The sequence below is a fragment of the Trichlorobacter ammonificans genome, from assembly GCF_933509905.1.
Classification (GTDB): domain Bacteria; phylum Desulfobacterota; class Desulfuromonadia; order Geobacterales; family Pseudopelobacteraceae; genus Trichlorobacter; species Trichlorobacter ammonificans.
Window position 1 is genome coordinate 644,738 of sequence record NZ_OW150024.1, and the last position, 20,263, is coordinate 665,000.

The window sequence follows — 20,263 nt, forward strand, 5'->3', positions numbered from 1 at the left end:
CACGGCAAAGTAAACCGAAACGGGCAGGTTCAGCGTCGTCCCGTCCGCGGCGCGGGGCGAGCGCTATCGGCGTTGCCCGGTATGATGCTGAGTTCGAGGCGTCGCCCCTCGCGGATCAGATGAACCCGTAGTGGCGCACCGATCTTTGCCGCCGCCACCAGTTGCTGCAGATGGGAGGGCGTTTTCACGGTGACGCCGCCGATGTCGACGATGACGTCGCCCGCCAGGATACCACCCCGCTCGGCCGGGGCGCCGGCAACGGTCTCGGCCACCAGCACGCCGGTGGTGCCTGGCAGTTTCAGTGTCTTGGCCATATCCTCGCTGACCGGGGCGATGCTGATCCCCAGCCAGGCGCGGGTGACGCTTCCCTTCTCCACCAGCTGGGCCACGATCGGCTTGGCCATGTTGGTGGGAATGGCAAAGCCGATCCCCTGGCCGGCGGCCACGATGGCGGTGTTGATGCCGATCACCTCGCCATGGATGTTCAGCAGCGGTCCGCCGGAGTTGCCGGGGTTGATGGAGGCGTCGGTCTGGATGAAGTTCTCGATACTTTCAATCCCCACGTTGGAACGGCCGGTGGCGGAGATGATCCCCACGGTCATGGAACGTTCGAGGCCGAAGGGGTTGCCGATGGCGATAGCCCACTGCCCCACTTCCAACCGGTCGGAGTCGGCCAGCACGGCGGTGGGGAGATCGGCAGCATCTATTTTGATCACCGCGATGTCGGTCTTGGGGTCTCCTCCCACAATGCGGGCGTCATAGACCTTGTCGTTGGACAGCTTGACCCGGATCTGTTCCGCGTCCCGCACCACGTGGTCGTTGGTGACGATGTAACCGTCCCGGCTGATGATGAAGCCGGAACCAAGGCTTCTGTCCTGGCGCGTCTGGGGGCCGCCGAAGAACTCTTCAAAGAAGGGGGGCAGGTCGTAGAAGGGGCGTACCATCTTCTTGCGGCTTAAGGTGGAAATGTTGACCACCACCGGCATCACGTTTTTCGCCACGGCGCTGAAGGCTCGCTGGGCGGCCAGTATGTCGGCCGGTACCTCCTTGACCGGCGGTTCCGCTTCGGCTGCCGGACGCTTGGAGCTGAAGAGGATCGGCTCATCCTTCGAGGAGGAACAAGCGGAAAGGGCGAGCAGCAGCAGGCCGAGTACGCACACGTTGCGGGATGCTATGGTCAGACGCAGCATATTGCACAACCTTTATAAATGGTTTATAACTAACGGCGTTTTATTTGTGTTTCTGCAGATACATTAAACTATAAGCATAAATCTCCGGCTGTCAACCGCTGCAGCCCCTGTGACCAACGTTCCCGGAGGAGCCTGACGTGACTGATATCAAGGCCCAGATCAAGGAGTTTCGCATCGGCGAGAAGATTCGCGCGCAGCGCCAGCTGCGGCGGCTGACCCTGCAGGAGCTGTCCGACCTGACCGGTCTTTCCAAGCCACTCTTGTCCCAGATCGAAAACGAGCAGGTGGTCCCTCCCCTGGCGACGCTGCTCAAAATATCCCGGGGACTCAAGGTCGATATCCATTTCTTTTTCGAAGACGAGACCAACCGGCAGAAGCTGGTGGTGACCAGGGGCGAGGAGTTGCGTCCCGATCTGCAGCGCCAAGCAGTCAACGCCGCAGTCCGGCCCTATACCTACCACTCGCTGGCCCAGGGGATGCGTCACAAGAACATGGAGCCGTTCCTGGTGGAGGTGGAGAACACCACCTGGGACGACAAGCTCTTCTTCCGACACGACGGCGAGGAGGAGTTTCTCTACGTGGCAGATGGCGCGATCAACTTCCACTACGGCAGCGAAGTGTACCATCTGAAGGCCGGAGACAGTGCGTACTACGATTCCAGTCAGCCCCACGGCCTGGTGGCGGTGGGGGAGACCAAGGCCCGTATCGTGGCGGTGCTTTATTCGAAGGGGTGACGCCGGTGCGGAAGGTTGAGTCTCCGGGCAACGGCGAGGCTTGACAGCGCTTCTGTCAGCGGTTATACAGGACTATCAAGGTCTTCTAGGAGTTTCCCAATGATGGAACTGACCCGCAAGGGTGACTATGCCATTCGTGGCATCATTTATCTGGCTTCGCAGCCGCCGGACAAGATTTCGCTTCTTTCCGACATCGCAGCGGCCGTTGACGTGCCCCAGACCTTTTTGGCGAAGATTTTTCAGCAGTTCAGCAAGTCCGGCATCGTCCGCTCCTACCGTGGAACCGGCGGCGGGTTCGTGCTGGCCAGCACACCGGACAAGGTAACGCTGCTGGAGGTGGTGGAGGCGGTGGAGGGGCCGATTACGCCCAATCGCTGTGCGGTGGGGCCGGGGCAATGCTCGCGGGACGGCTATTGCACCGTGCATCCGGTCTGGGTGCGCATTCAGCAGGAGGTGCGCAGAAGTCTGGCCGAAATCACCCTGAAGGATCTGGTTCAGAAGTAAGTTGTTTATTTAAAATGGTTTTTTTAGCTTTTTCTTGACTGTCGAGACTTTTCTCGGTATTGGTGAACGACAATTTGACCTGACGGTTCAGTGAAAGTCCCTGGAAAACGCCATGGGACTTTTGTCGTTTCACTTCCCGGCTGCAATGGTGCAGGCCGCTACTTCAAGAGAAAAGGAGCTCCCGTCGGACTAAGACAACCTGCTGTTGTGCCTATCCGGTTCAGGGTGTCGTCCGACACCACCCGCCCAGTCTTCCCACTCGTTATCTATGAAAAATTCATGTATTACCATCAGTATCCATCACCTGATCGCCCTGTTGATTCTCGTGTCCCTACCGCTGCTCATTGTCGCCTGCAGCAACTCGCGCTGGTACGCTCCCGAAGAGACGGCGTCCGTCAAGGAAGCGCCCGAAACCCACCTGGAGCAGGAGATTCGCTCCGTCATGGAAAAGGGGGTTTCGCTGGAAGAGCGCAAGCGTCAGCTTCCGGTCATCGAAGCCGCCTTTGCCCGGCTTACCACGCCGGAGCGGGCCAGAAACCTGGCGGCGCTCTGCTACATCAAGACCTTGGGAACGCCGCTGACCCCGCTTGACATGGCCGAGATCGCCCTTGCCGAGACCGGGGGGCATGCTCTGTCTTCCCGCGCCACTTCTCCCAAGGGGGCCGCTGGTGTCTGGCAGTTGATGCCGAGCCAGGCCCGCAGTCACGGGTATGACCCCGGCGAGATGCGGGACGATGAAAAATGCGCTGAAGCTGCCGTGCGTACCCTGCTTAGCAAGTTGGAAGTTGCCGATGGCAAGCTGGACTTGGCCAAGAAATACTATTGCGGGATCGGCCCTCAGGCCGACGCTTACCTGCGCAAGATTCGCCGGATCCGCAAGGAGCTTCAGGCGGCGTTGAACGCAGCCGGTGCCACCGTGGCCATGCGAACGGACGACGTTTCGCTCACCCGGTGACGCTCCGGTTGCCGGTGGCTGCACTCCCTCTCTGGTGGGCCGCACAGTCAGGCTAGATGAAATTCCCTGTCGTTTCACCCGCCGATGCTCTTTCTGCTGAGAGCCCCATCGATTCCCTGCCCGTTCCGCTGGAACGGGCAGGAGGCTGTGCCGCTCCTGTGGCTCTTTTTTCTTTTTCTTCCTGCTCCCGCAGTACACCGTCCGGTTTCGGCGAGGCGTAGCGGAGCCCCCTGAAAATCCCCCTTTTCGCTTGCCCTGGCGCAAGTCGCTCTGGTATAGTTCCCCGTATTTTCTGCGCCCAGTCTGTTGAAAGGAGGACCAGTATCGTGGAGCGGACGAGCTCCGGAGCAATCGGCTCCGGCATGACCTTGCGTACCAGAATAGTGCTTCTGGCGCTTTCCTCGATTCTCGCCATGCTGGTAGTGGTTCTCATGGGTGCCGTGATGGTGAGCGATGTGCCCTTCAATGGCGAACTCAGGAGCAAAATGGTGCTGACCTTCGTGGTCGTTGCCGCTCTGATCGCTCTGATCGTCGCCCTTGCCCTCCATACCGTCAGATCCGTTGTCAACCCGATTCGCCAGTGCATCGAGTTTTCCGGCCAGCTGGCTGCCGGCTCCCTGCAGCAGCGGCTCAACGTCCGCTGCAGCGGCGAGGTGGGAGAGCTGGTGGACGCCATGAACGCCATGGCGGAAAACCTGCATCGGATCGTCTCCCACCTGAACGGCACCACCGATGAACTGCATGCCATCGACCGCACCATCGAGCGTGCCGCCGGACAAGTGGTGAATGCCACCGGGCTGCAGGAGGAGGCGGTTAGCGAAACGACCCGTATTGCGGTGCAGTTCAACGATTCCGTGGTGCGCATATCCCAGGGGATCGACCAGCTTGCCTCCTCGGCCGGCGAGACTTCCTCCTCGGTCCTGGAAATGGCGGCCAGCATTGAAGAGGTTGCCATCAATACCGATACGCTGGCCACCTCCGTCGACGAGGTGAGCTCCTCGGTGATCGAGATGGCCGCCTCCATCAAGGGGATCGGCGCCAATATCACCAATCTGCTGGAAGCATCCAGCACGACCGCCTCCTCCGTCGCCCAGATGGATGCCTCCATCCGTCAGGTGGAAAAAAGTGCCATGGATACGGCGGTCATTTCGGAAACGGTCCGTTCCGATGCCGCCAACGGCCTGACCTCGGTACAGGAAACCATTGCCGGTATGCAGGAGATTCGCAGGGCCTCCCGTATTACCGCCGAGGTGGTTGAGCACCTCTCCCTGCGGGTGAACGATATCGGCGCAATCCTGTCGGTGATCGACGAAGTGGCCGAACAGACCAACCTGCTGGCCCTGAACGCCGCCATCATCGCCGCCCAGGCCGGTGAGCAGGGCAAAGGGTTTGCCGTGGTGGCCGATGAGATCAAGGAGCTGGCTGAGCGTACCTCCTCCTCCACCCGGGAAATCGCCCTGGTGATCAACGGCGTCCAGGAGGAGACCGGACGGGCCGTGGCCGCCATTAACCAGGCTGAACTGGCCATTTCCGCCGGCGAGGAGCTCTCGGAGCGTTCCGGGGCGGTGCTGGAGAAGATCGTTGCCGGGGTGCAGCAGGCCGGCCTGCAGATCAGCGCCATCGCCCGGGCCACTGTCGAGCAGGCCAAGGGGAGCCAGAATATCCGGATTGCCATGGAGCAGGTTGAGGAGATGGTGGAGCAGATCGCCCACTCCACCCGCGAGCACGGCCGCGGCAGCGACATGATCACTTCAGCGGTGGAGCGGATGCGTGAAATGACCAACCAGGTGCGCAGCTCCACTCGCGAGCAGAGTAAGACCAGTGCCCTGATCGCCCGGGCCACGGAAGATGTGACCACCATGATCGAACGAATTCGGGAGACCTGTGCCGACCAGGCAGTGCAGAGCACGGCCATCGAACGGACCATCGAGAACATCCGGCTCGCTTCCAGCGCCACCTCCCAAGCGGCACGGGTGATGAACGGCGCCGTTACCTCCCTGGCACGGCAGATAGAGCAGTTGGAAAAAGAGATGGATGGTTTCACGGCATGAACAAACGTATTGCCGCACACCTGACCTCGTTGCGCAAAACGGGGCGTAAGGCGCTGGTAACCTTCATTACCGCCGGCGATCCCGACCTGGCAACCACGGCCACCCTGTTGCCGCTTTTGGAGCGGGCCGGTGTCGATATTATCGAGCTGGGTATTCCGTTTTCCGATCCCATGGCCGACGGTCCCACCATTCAGCGGGCCTCGGAGCGGGCTCTGGCTGCGGGAACGACCCTGTCCAGCGTGCTGGAACTGGTACAGAGCGTTCGCCCTGCGGTTACGGTGCCCATTGTGCTGATGGGCTACAGCAACCCGATCTACCACTACGGTTGGGAGCGCTTTGCCGTCGATGCCGCGGCAGCCGGGGTGGATGGGCTGCTGCTGGTGGACCTGCCGCCGGAAGAGGCGGACGAACTATTGCCCGTCGCCCGAAGTGCGGGGCTGGATCTGATCTTTCTGCTGACCCCCACCTCGGGGCCGGACCGGATTGCCCGGGTGGCCCGCAGCGGCAGCGGATTTCTTTACTACGTTACCGTTACCGGGGTTACGGGGGCTCGGCAGCATGTGTCGCAGAGCCTGTCCGGCGAACTGGCGGCGGTGCGCAGCGCGGTCAGGCTGCCGGTCATGGCCGGCTTCGGCATCTCCACGCCCGAGCAGGCCGCCCTGGTAGCCGCCGACGCCGACGGCGTCGTGGTGGGCAGCGCCATCGTCAAGCTGTTCGAACAGTACCGGGGAGAGCAGTTGCAGGAGGCGGTGACTGCGCTGGTGGGCAGCCTCAAGCTGGGTATTTCACATTCAACGAGGACTTAAGACATGAGCTGGTTCAAGCGCGCCAAAGCCGGAATTGAAAAGAGCAGCACCCATAACGTCAAGGTTCCCGAGGGGCTCTGGACCAAATGCCCCTCGTGCAGTGAATCGGTGCTTTCCAAGGAGATCGCGGAGAACCTGCAGGTCTGCCCCAAGTGCGGTCATCACTTCCGGATCGCTCCTCGCCAGCGGCTGCAGGCGCTGCTGGACAACGGCACCTGGCTGGAACACGATGCCGGCATGACCTCGGTTGATTTCCTGGAATTCAAGGACACCAAGGGGTACCAGGAGCGGATCGACGCCACCCTGGCCAAGGGAGGCTCCCGGGACGCGGTGATCTGCGTCGAGGGGGGAATTGAGGGGATTGCGGTGCAGGTGGCGATCTTTGATTTCTCCTTCATGGGGGGGAGCATGGGCAGTGTGGTGGGGGAAAAAATTACCCGCGCCATCGAGCGGGGGGTGGAAAAGCGGCAGCCGGTGCTGGTCATTTCCGCATCCGGCGGCGCCCGCATGCAGGAGTCGATCCTGTCCTTGATGCAGATGGCCAAGACCTCCGCAGCTCTGGCAAAGCTGAAAAATGCCGGCATTCCGTTCCTTTCCATCCTGACCGATCCCACCACCGGCGGCGTCACCGCCAGCTTCTCCATGCTGGGAGACCTGAACATTGCCGAGCCGAAGGCGCTGATCGGGTTTGCCGGTCCGCGGGTCATCGAGCAGACCATCCGCCAGAAGCTGCCGGAAGGTTTCCAGCGTTCAGAGTATCTCCTTGACCACGGCATGATCGACATGATCGTCCCCCGTACCGAGATGCGCACTACCCTGGGACGGCTCCTGGCCATGCTGACCAAGCGCTGAGCGTGGCCGCGTCCCAGCGACTGGCGGAAATATTCGGCCGCCGGCGTTTTGCCATCCGGCCGGGAACCGAGCGCATAAGCGGCCTGCTGGCCCGCCTGGATCATCCGGAGCGGGCCTTTTCCTCCATCCATGTTGTCGGCACCAACGGCAAGGGGTCGACGGCGTCGTTTCTTGCCGCCATGCTGACGGCCGCCGGCTGTCGTACCGGCCTGTTCACGTCACCCCACCTGATCAGTTACCACGAGCGCTTTCAGATCGACGGCGCTCTCATTGCCCAGGACGCCCTGGAACGGATGCTGGACCGGGTGCTGGCAGTGGCCGCGCCCGAGGATACGTTTTTCGAGCTGACCACTGCCCTTGCCTGTTGCTGGTTTGCCGAAAACGGTGTGACGGTTGCCGTTCTGGAGGCCGGCATGGGGGGGCGTTCCGATGCCACGGCGGCGGTACCCGCCCTATGCACCCTGATCACGCCGGTCTCGCGGGACCACAGCCAGTGGCTGGGAGAAACCACGGCAGCCATTGCCGCCGAAAAGGCGGCTATCGCCGAGGCGGGCACGCCCCTGCTGTCCGCCCGTCAGGAACCGGCGGTACTGGCGGTACTGGCGGAGCAGTGCGCCCTGCGGGGGCAGGAACTGCTGCTGTGCGGCCGGAATTTCGACGTGGCCCGCCGGGGGGACGGTTCCCTGTGCTACCGGGATGCCGACATCCGGTTGGAGGGACTGGTTCCCGGCCTGGTGGGGAACTACCAGAGCGGAAACGCCGCCCTGGCCATCGCCGGTGCCCGTTCGGTTGCACGGCAGCTTGGTCTGCCGCTGACCGGGGAGCAGATCCGGCGCGGCATCGCCGCTGCCCGCTGGCCGGGCCGCATGGAGCTGATCCGCCTGGATGGCGGCGGCCGCCTGCTGCTGGACGGTGCCCACAATCCGGCCGGCGCTGTGGCACTGGCCGAAGCGCTGCGGGAATACCAAGCCACGCGCATCACGCTGCTGCTGGGGCTGATGGAAGACAAGGACATTGACGGTATTCTGGGGGCACTCGGGCCGTTGGCACAGATAATCGTGACCGTTGAACCCCGGCAGGAGCGGGCACTATCGGCGCAACGACTGGCGGAGTTCTGCGAACAGCGGGGGATTCCGGTGCTCGTGGGCGGTACGGTTCCCGAAGGGGTGGCGGCGGCACGGGCACGGACCGGTGTCGGCGACCTGCTGGTGGCTGCCGGTTCGTTGTTCGTGGTAGGAGAGGTGAAGGCTGCGCTGGCCGGCCAGGTCTGCGAGGCGGTGCGCGGCTGAGTGAGGGTGGAGATGCCGATGCGGAGACGCTCGATACATACCGGACTGGTGCTGGGGGTCTGCCTGTGGGGGCTGTTGTTGCCCCTGCCTGCGGCGGCGGAAGATGTCCGGGAGGCCGGTGTGCCCGGCATGACCATCCGTGCCGACCGGATGAGTCATCAGGTTGCCGGTGATCTGCTCACCGCCAGCGGCAGTGTGGCCATCACCTGGCAGGAGATGACCCTCACCGCCGACGAGGTGCAGCTTGACCGCACCCGGAATATCCTGACCGCCCGGGGTAACGTAAGCATGGTCAAAGCCGGCGACACGATGCGGGGGGATGCTCTGCTCCTCGACACCGAAACCGGCCGGGCCGAGATGGAAAACGGCCGTATTTTCATGACCCAGGGTAATTTCCATATCGGCGGCAGCCGCATCGCCCGCACCGGGGACGAACAGTACGCCCTGCGGGACGGCTGCCTGACCACCTGCGACGAGACGATACCCAGTTGGAAGATCGGGGCGGAGGAGCTGGATGTCACGGTGGAAGAATACGCCACCGGCAGTAACGTGGTCTTCTACGTCAAGGATCTGCCGGTCTTTTATGTTCCCTACCTCATGCTGCCGGTGAAGCGGGAGCGCCAGTCCGGCCTGCTCTTCCCCCGCTTCGGCCGCTCCTCCAAGCGGGGCGAGTTCCTGGAACTGCCGGTCTACTGGGCCATTTCCCCTTCCCAAGAGGCGACCGTCACCCTTGACCTCCAGACCAGGCGCGGCGTGGGGGGCGGGCTTGATTACCGCTATCTCCGCTCCCGCACCAGTGAGGGGGCTTTCGGCGGCTACCTGATTCATGATGAAAACGAGAACAAGGTGCGCGGGCAACTGCTGCAGTTCCACCGGGAAGAGCTGACTGACACCCTGACGCTGACCAGCAGCGTCAACCTGACCAGCGACCGGACCTACCTGCAGGATTACGGTGACGCCAGCGGCGATTATAACCGCCAGTTCTACGACTCACGGGTAGTCCTGAGCCAGCAGTGGCAGAGCTGGCTGGCCGGCGCCCAGGCGATCTATACCCAGGACTTTTCAAGCGGCAGCAACAGCGGCACCCTGCAACGGGCTCCGGAACTCTTTCTGTACGGGGTGCGTCAGGCGCTGCCCTCTCTGCCCCGGGTCTGGTTCGACCTGGATACGGAGTTGACCAGTTACTACCGTGAAAAAGGGATGCAGGGGCAGCGGGCCGTAGTGACGCCACGACTCTCCACGAGCCAGAGCCTCTTTGACGGTCGCCTGACCGCTACGTTGCGGGGAGGTGTGCAGCTGCGCGGCTATACTACCACCGATGCGGCTCCGGAAGTCAGGGAGGATGCGGTGGTGGCCATTCCCGAGGTTTCCGCCGAACTGAGCAGTGCCTTCAGCCGGATGTACGACGGTCCGCTTTTCGGCATGGCGCGACTGCGCCACGAACTGGTCCCCTCGCTCAGCTACAGCTACGCACCGGACCGCACTCAGACGATGTATCCCTACTACGACCAGGATGACCGCACCCCACATCTGAACCTGCTGCAGTTCTCCCTTGCCAGTCACCTGGGGGGGAAACTGCCCCGTGCTGCAGGGCAGCAGGGGGCGGAGACCTACCGGCACCTGCAGACGATCCGGCTCAGCCAGGGCTACAGCCTGAACGGTACCCGCCAACACCTGCTGACGGAAACCGATACTACAGGGCGCTGGTCCGAGGCTGCTCTGGAGAGCGAAACCTGGCTGCACCCGATCTTCCGGCTGCTCGTTGATGCCCGCTATAGCCATTCGCTGCGTCGCATCTCCGCCACCGCCCTGGGGGGAGACCTGGTGGATGGCACGGGGAACAGCATGGGAGCCAGCTACCGGATGACCCGCAACCAGGTCGAATACCTGGAGGGGCGGATGACCCTGGCCGCGCTCAAGCCGGTCTACCTGGGCTACCTGAGCCGCTATTCCTTCGACAAACGGGACTTTCTGGAGTCCTACGCCACGGCGGAGTACCGCCACCAGTGCTGGTCCGTGATGCTGGTCTGGCGGGAGCGTCCCAACGACCGCTCCTGGACCGTCAACTTCAACTTGGCGGGACTGTTCAGCTCCTCCAAGAGTCCCGTCGCCGGGAGGACACCATGACAGCGCGCCGCCAGGGCGGTTTCCCCCGCTCCCTTCCCCGCCTCGTCTACGCCGACAGCCAGGGAATGATCTATGACCATCCCACGCTGACCATGGCGGCCATGAACGGACCGGAGGCGGTGCTGCCGGAGGCGGTGGAACTGATTCCGTTGCCGGAGGGGAGCCGGCTCTTCACCATTCCGGACACTCCACCCCTTGCCTGGGACCGGCGCAGGGAGCAGTTCACGGTGGTGGAAACGGTGCGGGGGGTGCGCGGGACGGTGCAGGCGGTGTCGGCCTTCATGGCTCCCGGCTTTGCCCGGACCCTGTTGCCGGCCTGCGATTATTCCCGCAAGCAGGTCCATCTGCCGCTCTGGTCCTACACGGCGGTGGGCTGGGACGACGAGCGGGACTGCTTTGTGGTTGCCGCTACCCGGGTGGACAGTAACCGTAACTGGGACCCGGCAAACTATGACGACCGCACCCTTGACCCGCTGGTGCGGCAGCGCCTGCGGGAGATGCCGGGCAACCGGCTGCTGGAGCAACTGTCGCGGTGCGCCATCGATTACCACTGTTTTGCCGCCAAGAACCTCTTCTACCGCCGCTGGGAGGCCCCCCTGCCGATCTCGCCGGCCTGCAACTCAGCCTGCCTGGGCTGCATCAGTCTGCAGCCGTCGGAATGCTGTCCCTCCAATCATGACCGGATCGGCTTCGTACCGACACCGGAGGAGATCGTCGAGGTGGCCCTGCCGCACCTGCAACAGGCGCCGGAGGCGATCGTCTCCTTCGGACAGGGATGCGAAGGGGACCCGATCCTGCAGGCCCCCACCGCCGCCGAGGCGGTGCGCCGCCTCAGGGGCGCCACCTCCCGGGGGACGATCAACTTCAACTCCAACGGTTCCCTGCCCCGGCGGGTGGCGGAATTGTGCGACGCCGGCGTGGATTCGTTCCGCTTTTCGATGAATTCGGTGCTGGAAGAGCGCTACAACGCTTACTACCGTCCCACGGGATACTGTTTTGCCGATGTGCGGGAGTCGTTGCTGGTGGCCAAGCAGGCGCAGCGCTTTACCATGATCAACTACCTGATCTCCCCCGGCGTCAGTGATGCGCCGGAGGAGGTGGCGGCACTGCTCGCCTTCGTGGAGGAGACCGGTGTCGACATGATCCAGATGCGCAACCTCTCCATCGATCCCCACTACTACAACGGGGCGATGCAGGTAGCCGGGCGCGGCATCGGCATCTACCGGCTGCTGGAGCGTCTGAAGCAGCGCTTTCCCCGTCTGCAGTTCGGCTACTACAACCGCACCAGGGAGAGGTTCCATCCGCCCGGTTTGGAGCAAAGCTGGCCGATCCCCTGAAACGGAAACGGCCCGCCTGATGGGCGGGCCGCTGGTGCAATCATCACGGGGAAACGGGCGGCTACTTGAGGCCCTTCAGGAAACCGACCAGAGCGTCCATGTCTCCCTTGGGCAGGGTGGCAAAGGCGGGCATGGAGGAACCGGGGTTGCTCTTCTTCGGGTTGGCCAGTTTTTCGCGCAGCTGGGCTTCGGCCAGCTTACCGCCAACCTTGCTCAGGTCGGGACCGATGGCCCCCCCCTTGCCCTTCACCTTGTGACACATGGCGCATTTCTGGTTGAACAGTTTTTCTCCCGCACTTTCGGCGAAGGCGGCGTTGGACAGCATGACCGAGAGTCCGAGAACCGACAGTGACAGAGCGTACTTCATGGCAATGATCTCCTTTGGTTGTGGCGGGGTGACAAGCTTGCGCCATCCTACCATCGCTTCCGCGCCGATGCAACCGGCACAGTGCCGCCGCTGATGTTTTCCCGTCTTTATCTGCATATTCCCTGGTGCCTTGCAAAATGCGGCTACTGCGCCTTTTCCTCCCGGCGGGGAACCACCGCCGACCTGGCCGGAACGGTGGAGTTGCTGCTGACGGAGATGGAACTCGCTGTCCGCCGCTTTCCGGCAACGGAGCCGCTTGCTTCCCTCTATCTGGGGGGCGGGACACCCTCACTGCTGGCGCCGGATCAGGTTGGACGACTGCTGGAACGCAGCCGCCTGCTCTGGGGGCACCATCTCTCCCTCGAGAGTACCCTGGAGGCAAACCCCGGTACCGTGTCGGCAGAGCGCCTGGCCGGTTTCCGTGCCGCCGGCATCACCCGCCTCTCCCTCGGGGCCCAGTCCTTCGACGACAACGACCTTACGCTGCTGGGACGGGTGCATGATGCCCGGCAGACGGGTGAGGCGATGTCTGCCGCCAGGGCTGCCGGCTTCGATTCCGTTGGCCTGGACCTGATCTGCGGTCTGCCCGGCCAGGCCCCGGCAGAGTGGCGTCGCCAGCTCGGGATGGCGCTGGACCTCTTGCCGGATCATCTTTCCATTTACAGCCTCACCATCGAAGAGGGTACTCCCTTCAGCCGGCGCTACCCGGCCGGTACCGCCGAACTTCCCGACGACGATCTGGTAGCTGCCATGCTGGAAGAAGCCGACACGATGCTGACTGCCGCCGGCTTCGACCATTACGAACTGGCCAACTATGCCAAGCCGGGCAAACGCTCGGAGCACAACTGCGGCTACTGGCGGCGTGAAGGCTGTCTGGGATTGGGACCGTCGGCCCACAGCCTCCTGCTGGACGGCTGGGGCGTCCGCTGCTGCAATCCGTCCGACCATGATGAGTGGGCCGCCCTGCTTCGTTCCGGCAGCTGGGCTGCCGGAGAGGAGACGCGGCTGTCGCGGGAGGAGGCCCGTGCCGAGACGATGTTCCTGGGGCTGCGCCTGTCCGACGGTATCGGTCTGGACTGGTTCGAGCAACGCTTCGGCGAACGGCTCGAGGTGGTCTGGCGGGAACCGTTGCAACGCCTCTACCAGGCGGGGCTGCTGCGTTGCGAAGCGGGACGGCTGCACCTTACCCGCAGGGGTATGCTGCTGTCCAACCGGGTGTTTGTCGAGTTCCTCTGAAACGGACAGCACGCCCCCCTGCTCCGGCTGCAGGTTTCCCGGTGGACAGAGGACGATTTTCGTGTACAGTTGATGGCAGTGGGACGTCAGCGACGTCTCCGTATCACCGGCACCGAAAGGAGTTCCCGTACCTATGTGCACTACCTGCGGGTGCGGTCCCCAATCCGGGGCGCACCATGACCATGAACACCACCATGACCACGAACACCGGCATGGCGAGCAGCGCCACAGCCATTCCCATCTTCACCAGCACCGTCACGACCATGGTGATCACCATCATCACCACGAGCATCTCCATGATGAACACCATTTCCACGACCACGAACATCGCCACGATGCTGCAACCACCAAAAAAATAACGATTGAAGAGGATCTGCTGGCCAAGAACAATCGGCTGGCGGCCTTTAACCGGGCGCTCTTCCGTGAAAAGGGGATTTTGGTGCTGAACCTGGTCTCTTCTCCCGGTTCCGGCAAGACAACCCTGCTGGAGCGGACACTGCGGGAGATTTCGGGACGCGTGCGCTGCGCGGTGATCGAGGGAGACCAGCAGACGGACAATGATGCCCGCCGGATCGCCGCCACCGGTGTGCCGGTGAAGCAGATCAACACCGGCGCCGGCTGCCACCTGGACGCCCACATGGTGATGCACGCCACTGAAACCTTTGATCTGGACAGCCTGGATATTCTCTTCATCGAAAACGTGGGAAACCTGGTCTGCCCGGCCGCCTTCGACCTGGGCGAGGCCCACAAGGTGGTGGTGCTCTCCGTGACCGAAGGTGAGGACAAGCCGCTGAAGTACCCGCAGATGTTCCATAACTCCGGCCTGATGCTGCTGAACAAGGTGGACCTGCTGCCCCATCTCGGCTTTGACGTCGGTACCTGCAAGGAGTATGCGGCGCAGGTGGGGCATGACCTGCGAATTCTGGAGGTGTCGGCCACCACCGGCGAGGGGCTGGCAGCGTGGTATGCATGGCTCGATTTGGAGATGGCGCGCGCGAAACAATCTCGTCAGGAGTAACGTATGGACATCAGGATACCGACAGTCGGCGAATCGGTGGTGGAGGCGCTGCTGGCCCGATGGCACAAGGGGGCCGGCGAGGCGGTCAGGCGGGACGAGGCGCTCTGCGAGATCGAGACCGACAAGATTACCATGGATATCTTTGCCGAGGCAGACGGGGTGCTGACGATTTCGGTTCCGGCCGGTACCACGGTGGCGGTGGGGGCAGTGATCGGCCGGCTCGACCCGGGCGGGGCGACGATCGCCGACAGTCCCGCTCCCGCTGCTGCTCCACCGGCGGCCACGGCCCAGCCGGCAGCGGCTCCCCCCACGTCGCCCTCGGTGCGGCAGGAATTGCGGGAAAAGGGGCTTGCTGCCAGCCAGGTAGACGGCAGCGGCCCCGGGGGCCGCATTCTCAACAGCGACCTGGCCGGACGGCAGGCCACGGTCGTGAAATCCGAAGAACCGCCGGCGTACCATGGAACGAACCCTCGTGGGGCAGCGCAGCCGCTTCCCGGTGAGGAGCGGGTACGGATGTCCCCCCTGCGCAAGCGAGTTGCCGAGCGGCTCCTGCAGGCCCGCCAGCAGACCGCCATGCTGACCACCTTCAACGAGGCCGATCTGGCGGCGTTGCAGGCGGTGCGTGCCGAGCGCAAGCAGCGGGGAGCCGGCGTCGGACTGCTGCCGTTCTTTGTCAGGGCAACGGTGGAGGCGTTGCGGGCCTACCCGGCGGTCAACGCCCGGATCGACGGCGACGACATTGTCTATCACCACTTCCAGCACCTGGGGATCGCGGTTGCCTCGGACAAGGGGCTGGTGGTGCCGGTGCTGAAAGAGGCGGGCGACATGGGGCTGGGCGAGATCGATGCTGCCATCGCCGGTTTCGTGGAAAAGATCAAAACCAACCGCCTGGCCATTGCCGACCTGGAGGGAGGGACCTTTACCATCACCAACGGCGGCACCTATGGCTCCATGCTCTCCACGCCGATCATCAACCCGCCCCAGAGCGGGGTGCTGGGGATGCACGCCATAGCCGACCGGCCGGTGGTGCGGGACGGGCAGGTGGTGATCCGTCCGGTGATGTACTTGGCACTCTCCTACGACCACCGTATCATCGACGGTCGGGAGGCGGTCGGCTTCCTCAAACTGGTCAAGGAACGGCTAGAAGATCGCACCTGGCTGGACGGGCTGCGCTGACAAGGAGACCATGGTATGGCCGAACAACTTGACCTGATCGTAATCGGTGCCGGTCCCGGCGGCTATGTGGCGGCACTGCGGGCGGCCCAACTGGGGATGAAAGTTGCCGTGGCGGAACAGCGGGCAACCCTGGGTGGGGTCTGCCTGAACGAGGGATGTATCCCCAGCAAGGCGCTGCTGGACTCCAGTGAGCAGTTCGCCCTGGCCCGGGACAAGTTTGCGAGTCATGGCATCGAGATCGAGCCGCCGCGACTGAACCTGCCGCAGATGCTGCGGCGCAAGGATGACGTGGTGAAGAAGCTGACCGACGGTATCGCCTTTTTGTTCAAGAAAAACAAGATCACCCAGCTGACCGGCAGGGCAGCGCTGCAGGGAGCCGGCAGCGACGGCAGGCAGCAGGTGCAGGTCAGCAAGGAGAACGGCGAAACGGAAACCATTGCTGCCGCCAGCGTGCTCCTGGCCACCGGCAGTGAGGCGGTACCGCTTCCCGGTATCCCCTTTGACGGCTCCCTGGTGGTCAGTGCCCGTGAGGCTCTTGCCTTTGACCGGGTGCCGGAGCATCTGGTGGTGGTGGGGGGCGGCGCCATCGGCCTGGAACTGGGGTCGGTCTGGCGGCGGCTGGGGGCACGGGTGACGGTGCTGGAGATGCTGCCGACCCTGCTGCCGGCCATGGATGGCCAGCTTGCCACCGCTCTGCAGCGGTCGCTGAAAAAGCAGGGGATCGAGATCGCCCTGGGAGCGCGAGTCACTGGCCTTGATGCCGGAGAAAACAGCGGTCTGGTACGCTATGTCGTCGGCGAGGAACAGCGTGAACTGAGCTGTGACCGCCTGCTGGTGGCCATCGGCCGGCGGCCGCTGCTGACGGGTCTCGGGTTCGACCGCCTGGGGGGGCGGCTGCTGGAGAACGGCAGGGTTGCGGTGGATGGCGACTACCGGACGTCGCTCCCCGGCATCTACGCCATCGGCGACCTGATCCCCGGGCCGATGCTGGCCCACAAGGCCTCTGAGGAAGGGGTGGTCTGTGTGGAGCGGATGGCCGGAAAAAAGAGCGAGGTGGAGTACGGTACCATTCCCGGCGTGGTTTACACTTGGCCGGAGGCGGCCTCCGTCGGAGCCGGCGAAGAACAGCTCAAGCGGGACGGCGTGCCCTACCGGGCCGGCACCTTTAACTTCCTGGGGAATGGCCGTGCCCGGGCCATGGATGAAACCGACGGATTCGTCAAGGTGCTGGCCCACGCCGAAACCGACCGCATCCTGGGGATACATATCATCGGCCCCCGGGCCTCGGACATGATTGCCGAGGCGGTGGCCGCCCTGGCCTTCATGGGAACGGCCAGGGATATCGGCATGATGATCCACGCCCATCCCACGCTTTCGGAAGCATTGAAAGAAGCTGCACTGGACCTGCACAAGGAGGCGATCCATGGCTAAGAATCTGACCACGAAAATTCTGGAAGCACACTTGGTTGAAGGAGAACTGGTTCCCGGCAGGGAAATTACCATCAGAATCGACCATACCCTGCTGCAGGACGCCACGGGCACCATGGCCATGCTGGAGTTCATCGCCATGGGGCTGCCCCGGGTCAAGGTTGACCTGGCGGCTCAGTATATCGACCACAACCTGCTGCAGACCGACTTCAAGAATGCCGACGACCATGCCTTCCTGACCAGTGCGGCCCAGCGGTTCGGGGTGCATCTCTCAAAACCGGGCAACGGCATTTCCCATCAGGTCCATCTTGAGCGTTTCGGCAAGCCTGGGTTGACCCTGCTGGGTGCCGACTCCCACACACCGACGGCGGCCGGCCTCTCCATGCTGGCCATCGGCGCCGGGGGACTGGACGTGGCCCTGGCCATGGCCGGCCATCCCTTCAGTCTTCCCTGTCCCAAGGTGTTCGGTATCAAGCTGACCGGGAAACTGCAGCCCTGGGTTTCCGGCAAGGATGTTGTTCTGGAGATGCTGCGGCGGCACACGGTCAAAGGTGGAGTGGGTAAGGTGATCGAGTACTTCGGCCCCGGCGTGACAACCTTGTCGGCAACGGACCGGGCCACCATCGGCAACATGGGGGCCGAACTGGGGGCTACCTCCACCCTGTTCCCCTCCGACGAGCGGACTCGCGAGTTTCTGGTTGCCCAGAGCAGAGGGGATGCCTGGGTGCCGCTGACTGCCGACGAGGGGGCGAAATACGACGAATACGACGAGATCGATCTGTCCGCGCTGGAACCGCTGATCGCCTGTCCCTCGTCGCCGGATAACGTGGTGAAGGTCAGGGAGGTGGCCGGTACCAGGGTGGACCAGGTAATCGTCGGCAGCTCGGTCAACTCCTCCTTCCGCGATTTGATGACGGTCTGCCGGATGCTGGAAGGACGCCGGATCGCAGCGGGGGTGTCGTTCCACGCCAATCCCGGCAGCCGTCAGGTGCTGGAAAACGTGGCCCAGCAGGGCGGGGTACTGATGCTGCTGATGGCGGGGGTCAACATTCACCAGTCCGGCTGCCTGGGCTGCATCGGCATGGGGCAGGCACCGGGGACCGGCCAGGTCTCTTTGCGTACCTTCCCCCGCAACTTCCCCGGCAGAAGCGGCACCAAAGGGGACAAGGTCTACCTCTGCTCCCCCGAGACAGCGGCAGCCTCCGGGTTGAACGGTGTGATAACCGACCCGCGGGACATGGGAAAGCTCATGGCATGGCCCGGGGTGGAGAACCCTGATCGCTATCTGGTGGACGACTCCAGTCTCATCTATCCGCTGCCGCCGGAAGAAGCTGCCAGGATAGAGGTCGTCACCGGCCCCAACATCGTGCCGTTTCCTGAATTCGAGGCCATGCCGGAGCACCTGGAAGCGACGGTGGTGCTGAAAGTGGGGGATAATATCACCACCGACCACATCATGCCGGCCGGCAACAAGATCCTTCCCCTGCGCAGCAACATTCCGGCCATTAGCCGCTTCGTCTTTGAGCAGGTGGACGCCTCTTTCCCCGACCGGGCCCAGGCGGCCGGTCCCGGCATCATTGTCGGCGGCGAGAACTACGGCCAGGGATCATCCCGTGAACATGCGGCCCTGGCGCCACGGTACCTGGGAATCCGGGCCAAGATCGTCCGGAGCTTTGCCCGCATCCACAAGGCGAATCTGGTCAATTTCGGGATTGTCCCGCTGACGTTCAATAATCCGGCCGATTACGAGCGGATCAACCAAGGGGACACCATCGTTATTCCCGACCTGGCCCGGCTGGTGCGCGAGGGAAGCGTCGAGATACCGCTTCTGGTTAACGGCGTAGGGATGGTTGCGCTTCTCGACGTTTCAGAACGTCAGCGCCAAGAACTGCTGGCCGGTGGTACCCTGAACACGGTTCGCAAAGGAGCAGCTTGATGCATCGTGACAAGAGAAAAACCAAGATCGTCGCGACACTGGGGCCGTCGAGCAGCACACCGGAGATGCTGGAACGGCTGATCACGGCCGGTGTCGACCTGTTCCGTCTGAACTTTTCCCACGGTACTCAGGAGGACAAGCAGCGGCTGATCTCGACGATCAGGGAGGCTTCGGCGAAGCTGGGCAAACAGGTGGGCATCCTTGCCGATCTGCAGGGGCCTAAGATCAGAACCGGGAAAATGGCCGGCGAAGGTATGCTGCTGGAGAAGGGCAAAGAAGTGGCGATCACCACGGATGCAGTTGAGGGAAAGGATGGCATTATCCCTACCATCTATACCGAGCTGCCCCGGGATGTGGTGCCGGGGGCCCAGATTCTGCTGGATGACGGCCTGCTTGAATTGAAGGTGCTGGCCATCGAGGGAGAACGGATACGCTGCCTGGTGGTAAACGGCGGTCTGCTCAAAAACAACAAGGGAATCAATCTTCCCGGCGTGCGGGTGTCGGCACCATCCCTGACTGAAAAGGACTTGGCCGATCTCGACTTCTGTCTCACGGCCGTGGTTGATTACATCGCGATGTCCTTTGTCCGGACCCATGAAGATGTGGAGCAGATCAAACGGATCATTTATGCAGCCGGCAAGGATATTCCGGTGGTGGCCAAGATTGAAAAACCCGAGGCGTTGCGTAATTTCAACAAGATTCTCAAGGTGACTGATGCGGTGATGGTGGCCCGGGGTGATCTGGGGGTTGAGATGAAGGCGGAGAAGGTGCCGCTGATTCAGAAGAAGATCATCAAAGCCTGCAACGAGGCCGGGAAACCGGTTATCACCGCCACCCAGATGCTCGAATCGATGATTACCAACCCCCGGCCAACCCGCGCCGAGACCTCGGACGTGGCCAATGCGATCATCGATGGTACCGATGCCGTGATGCTATCGGGAGAAACAGCTTCGGGTCGTTTCCCGGTTGAAGCGGTGGAAACCATGGTGCACATTGCTCGTGACGTAGAGACGGCCGGATTTGGCTGCCGCTCCGACACGCCGGTTTCGGCTACCCCCAGTATTGCCCAAGCCGTGGGCGAGGCGGCCTGTCGGGCAGCCATCAGCCTGAAGGCAAAGGCGATCGCCGTATTCACCCAGTCCGGTAGTACCGCGGCCCTTATTTCTCGCTTCAGGCCACCCATTCCGATTGTCGCCTTTACCTCGTCAGATCGGATTCAGCGCAAACTTGCACTTTACTGGGGAGTGCGTGCCCGTT

At 63.0% G+C, this 20,263-nt stretch carries 17 protein-coding genes (1 of these 17 only partly in view); 15 read left to right on the top strand and 2 right to left on the bottom strand.

Features of this window, described 5'->3' with window-relative positions:
• Positions 1 to 29: 29 nt before the first annotated feature.
• Positions 30 to 1,190, bottom strand: coding sequence for a trypsin-like peptidase domain-containing protein (locus tag RAK07_RS02860; RefSeq protein ID WP_305731344.1), 1,161 nt, complete (start codon positions 1,188 to 1,190; stop codon positions 30 to 32).
• A gap of 137 nt (positions 1,191 to 1,327) precedes the next feature.
• On the opposite strand from RAK07_RS02860, the gene RAK07_RS02865 reads away from it, so the two are divergent.
• The 9 genes from RAK07_RS02865 to RAK07_RS02905 all read left to right on the top strand — a co-directional run bounded on the left by RAK07_RS02865 (position 1,328) and on the right by RAK07_RS02905 (position 11,845).
• Positions 1,328 to 1,924, top strand: a complete 597-nt coding sequence (locus RAK07_RS02865) for a helix-turn-helix domain-containing protein (protein ID WP_305731345.1) — start codon at positions 1,328 to 1,330, stop codon at positions 1,922 to 1,924.
• Between the two features lie 99 nt (positions 1,925 to 2,023).
• Positions 2,024 to 2,428, top strand: a complete 405-nt coding sequence (locus tag RAK07_RS02870) for an RrF2 family transcriptional regulator (protein WP_305731346.1) — start codon at positions 2,024 to 2,026, stop codon at positions 2,426 to 2,428.
• A gap of 268 nt (positions 2,429 to 2,696) precedes the next feature.
• A complete protein-coding gene (locus RAK07_RS02875; RefSeq protein ID WP_305731347.1) occupies positions 2,697 to 3,383 on the top strand; it encodes a transglycosylase SLT domain-containing protein in 687 nt (228 codons plus the stop codon).
• 326 nt (positions 3,384 to 3,709) lie between these two features.
• Entirely contained in the window at positions 3,710 to 5,434 is a 1,725-nt protein-coding gene (locus tag RAK07_RS02880; protein ID WP_305731348.1) for a methyl-accepting chemotaxis protein, read from the top strand.
• The gene (gene trpA, locus RAK07_RS02885; protein WP_305731349.1) at positions 5,431 to 6,240 is read left to right on the top strand and encodes a tryptophan synthase subunit alpha; all 810 of its coding nucleotides are present in this window, start codon (positions 5,431 to 5,433) and stop codon (positions 6,238 to 6,240) included. The genes RAK07_RS02880 and trpA overlap by 4 nt, the downstream gene beginning before the upstream one ends.
• 3 nt (positions 6,241 to 6,243) lie before the next feature.
• Positions 6,244 to 7,092 (top strand): acetyl-CoA carboxylase, carboxyltransferase subunit beta, encoded by an 849-nt coding sequence (accD, locus tag RAK07_RS02890; RefSeq protein ID WP_305731350.1) that lies wholly within the window; start codon positions 6,244 to 6,246, stop codon positions 7,090 to 7,092.
• A 2-nt stretch (positions 7,093 to 7,094) separates the two neighbouring features.
• The gene (locus tag RAK07_RS02895; RefSeq protein ID WP_305731351.1) at positions 7,095 to 8,381 is read left to right on the top strand and encodes a bifunctional folylpolyglutamate synthase/dihydrofolate synthase; all 1,287 of its coding nucleotides are present in this window, start codon (positions 7,095 to 7,097) and stop codon (positions 8,379 to 8,381) included.
• A gap of 18 nt (positions 8,382 to 8,399) precedes the next feature.
• The gene (locus tag RAK07_RS02900) at positions 8,400 to 10,508 is read left to right on the top strand and encodes an LPS-assembly protein LptD (RefSeq protein ID WP_305731352.1); all 2,109 of its coding nucleotides are present in this window, start codon (positions 8,400 to 8,402) and stop codon (positions 10,506 to 10,508) included.
• Entirely contained in the window at positions 10,505 to 11,845 is a 1,341-nt protein-coding gene (locus tag RAK07_RS02905) for a radical SAM family protein (RefSeq protein WP_305731353.1), read from the top strand. The genes RAK07_RS02900 and RAK07_RS02905 overlap by 4 nt, the downstream gene beginning before the upstream one ends.
• Before the next feature lie 61 nt (positions 11,846 to 11,906).
• On the opposite strand, the gene RAK07_RS02910 is transcribed toward RAK07_RS02905, so the two are convergent.
• Positions 11,907 to 12,212: a c-type cytochrome gene (locus RAK07_RS02910; RefSeq protein WP_305731354.1), complete on the bottom strand. Its 306-nt coding sequence runs from the start codon at positions 12,210 to 12,212 to the stop codon at positions 11,907 to 11,909.
• 93 nt (positions 12,213 to 12,305) lie between these two features.
• On the opposite strand from RAK07_RS02910, the gene hemW reads away from it, so the two are divergent.
• The 6 genes from hemW to pyk form a co-directional block, all read left to right on the top strand.
• Positions 12,306 to 13,448 (top strand): radical SAM family heme chaperone HemW, encoded by a 1,143-nt coding sequence (gene hemW / locus RAK07_RS02915; protein WP_305731355.1) that lies wholly within the window; start codon positions 12,306 to 12,308, stop codon positions 13,446 to 13,448.
• A gap of 133 nt (positions 13,449 to 13,581) precedes the next feature.
• Positions 13,582 to 14,466 carry a hydrogenase nickel incorporation protein HypB gene (hypB, locus tag RAK07_RS02920; protein ID WP_305731356.1) on the top strand — a complete coding sequence of 295 codons (885 nt, stop codon included), beginning with the start codon at positions 13,582 to 13,584 and terminating at the stop codon, positions 14,464 to 14,466.
• 3 nt (positions 14,467 to 14,469) lie between these two features.
• A complete protein-coding gene (gene odhB, locus RAK07_RS02925) occupies positions 14,470 to 15,642 on the top strand; it encodes a 2-oxoglutarate dehydrogenase complex dihydrolipoyllysine-residue succinyltransferase (RefSeq protein ID WP_305731357.1) in 1,173 nt (390 codons plus the stop codon).
• Positions 15,643 to 15,657: 15 nt separating this feature from the next.
• Positions 15,658 to 17,073 carry a dihydrolipoyl dehydrogenase gene (lpdA, locus tag RAK07_RS02930; RefSeq protein WP_305731358.1) on the top strand — a complete coding sequence of 472 codons (1,416 nt, stop codon included), beginning with the start codon at positions 15,658 to 15,660 and terminating at the stop codon, positions 17,071 to 17,073.
• Entirely contained in the window at positions 17,066 to 19,006 is a 1,941-nt protein-coding gene (locus tag RAK07_RS02935; RefSeq protein ID WP_305731359.1) for an aconitate hydratase, read from the top strand. Before lpdA ends, RAK07_RS02935 begins: the two co-directional genes overlap by 8 nt.
• Positions 19,006 to 20,263: the 5' portion of a pyruvate kinase gene (gene pyk, locus RAK07_RS02940; protein WP_305731360.1), read on the top strand. Its footprint extends 185 nt past the window's final position; 1,258 of the gene's 1,443 nt are visible here — the first part of the coding sequence; its start codon is at positions 19,006 to 19,008; its stop codon lies beyond the right edge, outside the window. The genes RAK07_RS02935 and pyk overlap by 1 nt, the downstream gene beginning before the upstream one ends.

Bases quoted from the DNA above. Each gene is read 5' to 3' on its own strand.
- RAK07_RS02860 (WP_305731344.1), bottom strand. From the start codon at position 1,190: ATGCTGCGTCTGACCATAGCATCCCGCAACGTGTGCGTACTCGGCCTG.
- RAK07_RS02870 (WP_305731346.1), top strand. From the start codon at position 2,024: ATGATGGAACTGACCCGCAAGGGTGACTATGCCATTCGTGGCATCATT.
- RAK07_RS02875 (WP_305731347.1), top strand. From the start codon at position 2,697: ATGAAAAATTCATGTATTACCATCAGTATCCATCACCTGATCGCCCTG.
- trpA (WP_305731349.1), top strand. From the start codon at position 5,431: ATGAACAAACGTATTGCCGCACACCTGACCTCGTTGCGCAAAACGGGG.
- accD (WP_305731350.1), top strand. From the start codon at position 6,244: ATGAGCTGGTTCAAGCGCGCCAAAGCCGGAATTGAAAAGAGCAGCACC.
- RAK07_RS02900 (WP_305731352.1), top strand. From the start codon at position 8,400: ATGCGGAGACGCTCGATACATACCGGACTGGTGCTGGGGGTCTGCCTG.
- RAK07_RS02905 (WP_305731353.1), top strand. From the start codon at position 10,505: ATGACAGCGCGCCGCCAGGGCGGTTTCCCCCGCTCCCTTCCCCGCCTC.
- RAK07_RS02910 (WP_305731354.1), bottom strand. From the start codon at position 12,212: ATGAAGTACGCTCTGTCACTGTCGGTTCTCGGACTCTCGGTCATGCTG.
- hemW (WP_305731355.1), top strand. From the start codon at position 12,306: ATGTTTTCCCGTCTTTATCTGCATATTCCCTGGTGCCTTGCAAAATGC.
- hypB (WP_305731356.1), top strand. From the start codon at position 13,582: ATGTGCACTACCTGCGGGTGCGGTCCCCAATCCGGGGCGCACCATGAC.
- odhB (WP_305731357.1), top strand. From the start codon at position 14,470: ATGGACATCAGGATACCGACAGTCGGCGAATCGGTGGTGGAGGCGCTG.
- lpdA (WP_305731358.1), top strand. From the start codon at position 15,658: ATGGCCGAACAACTTGACCTGATCGTAATCGGTGCCGGTCCCGGCGGC.
- RAK07_RS02935 (WP_305731359.1), top strand. From the start codon at position 17,066: ATGGCTAAGAATCTGACCACGAAAATTCTGGAAGCACACTTGGTTGAA.